This is a genomic window from Candidatus Chlorohelix sp. (assembly GCF_037138995.1).
Taxonomy (GTDB): domain Bacteria; phylum Chloroflexota; class Chloroflexia; order Chloroheliales; family Chloroheliaceae; genus Chlorohelix.
In genome coordinates this window covers 1-1,841 of sequence record NZ_JBAXHI010000106.1, presented here as the reverse complement: position 1 = coordinate 1,841, position 1,841 = coordinate 1, and the positions used below count along the sequence as shown (strand labels likewise).

At 47.1% G+C, this 1,841-nt stretch carries 2 protein-coding genes; one reads left to right on the top strand and one right to left on the bottom strand.

The window, feature by feature from the left end:
* The first annotated feature begins 151 nt into the window (after window positions 1-151).
* Complete coding sequence (locus WCK19_RS18465; protein WP_342398879.1) at window positions 152-748, top strand: SDR family oxidoreductase; 597 nt, start codon at window positions 152-154, stop codon at window positions 746-748.
* 173 nt (window positions 749-921) lie between these two features.
* On the opposite strand, the gene WCK19_RS18460 is transcribed toward WCK19_RS18465, so the two are convergent.
* On the bottom strand, window positions 922-1,841 hold a 920-nt coding region (locus WCK19_RS18460; protein ID WP_342398878.1), incomplete at its 5' end, for an AMP-binding protein.

Here is a 1,841-nt window from a genome sequence, read left to right as displayed (position 1 = left end):
TGAGGCTTGTCTTCTCATGAAATATTATTTCTTTTGGCTGACTTTGCAACAGCCCCGGATTTCTGGTCAACTTCAGTAGATAATAGAATCTAAATCAAGTATAATTTGCATCATCTGAGTCGATTCAATATTATTAATATTTGGGGTAAAAATGCGAATAGTTATATTCGGCGCTACCGGTAAAACTGGCAATGCGCTGCTTATCAAAACGTTGTCACTGGGACATCATGTAACTGTTCTGGTTCGAGATGTATCAAAAATCAATTTGATTGCCTCCAATTTAAAGGTTATGCAAGGTGACGTGCTGGATAAAGCAGCGGTAGAAGCCGCTATTTTCGACCAGCATGTTGTACTTTGCGCTCTTGGAACCGGCTTGGATTTAAGCCCTACTACTGTTTTATCCAATGGCACTCGCAATATTGTAGAGGCAATGCAAGCACATAAGGTAAACCGAATAGTTTGTTTATTATCGGGCTGGCTCTTTTATCCGACCTACCCGCCGATATTCAAAAATATCACTGAGGATCATGCCCGTCAGTTGGAGATATTGCAAAAAAGCGGGTTGGAGTGGGTAGCAGTTTGTCCGCCGGAAATAACGGATGAACCCGGAGACTTGCCATTTCGGGTGGCGATGGGTTCCTTACCATTAGGAGCAACTAATATCTCAAAAGAAGATGTTGCTCGGTTTATGGTTGCCCAGCTAAAGCAAGATTTTTATCTTGGCGAAACGGTGGGAATAGCCTATTAAGTTACGAACCAGAGCAAATCAAGGGGTTGCTTTTTGAACTTATGATTATGCTCTGGCTTTTACGATAGCGTGTTACGCTCCAACTGCTAACCTATTGGTTACAGAAGCCCTCTCAAGGCTAACTAGAAGCGTAATCGGTTGCCTCAATCTCAGGAGTGAAAAAGAAAAACTCCTTACTCAGGTCGCAATAATACCTTTATTGCTTCCACTGCTGCCGGATTTTCCAGCGCGGAAAGGTCGCCGGGATTTTGCCCACTATAAACCCTTCTTATCACTCGGCGCATAACTTTGGCGTTGCGGGTTTTTGGCAGTTCTTTGACGGTATGAACTTTGCCGGGGCGGAAGGCTTTTCCCAATCTCTCCTCAATCAGGTTTGAGATAGTTTTTGGCAAGTTTTTGAGCGTTTCCTCATCTGTATCGGGTCGTGGGATGACAAAGACCACCAATTCTTCGCCCTTCTGCGGGTGCGGAACGCCCACCGCTGCCGTTTCTGCCACTGCCGGGTGTTCTGCCACAATCGCTTCCACTTCTGCCGGTCCGAGACGCTTGCCCGCAATTTTCAAGGTATCATCGGAACGCCCCAGAATGAAGAAATGACCCTCGCTGTCATGGAAGCACAAATCGCCATGCACCCATTTGTCGGGAAAACGCTCCCAGTAGGTTTCAAGATAGCGTTGCGGTTCGCCCCAGAAACTGCGGGTTTGCCCTACGAACGCTTCGAGGATTGCCAATTCACCAACCTGATTTCTAACAGGGTTGCCCAAATCATCTAGTACCGCCACTTTTAAGCCGGGAAGGGCAGAATTAAATCCGGCTACCTTGATAGGGCGATAGATTACATTTCCCACGATACCGCCGGAAATTTCGGTTCCGCCAGAATAATTGATGATAGGGCGTTTGCCTTCTCCGAACACGTTGAAGAACCACTCAAACGATTCGGGATCCCATAATTCGCCGGAGGACATTAGGGTGCGGAGACTGCTGCGGTCAAATTGCACCTCCTCCGCGTGCGTAATCATACCGCGTATGAGCGTGGGCGTACCGCCGAAATGAGTAACCTTGTGCTTCTCGATGATATTTCCAAGTCTGCCCC

Bases quoted from the DNA above. Each gene is read 5' to 3' on its own strand.
- WCK19_RS18465 (WP_342398879.1), top strand. From the start codon at position 152: ATGCGAATAGTTATATTCGGCGCTACCGGTAAAACTGGCAATGCGCTG.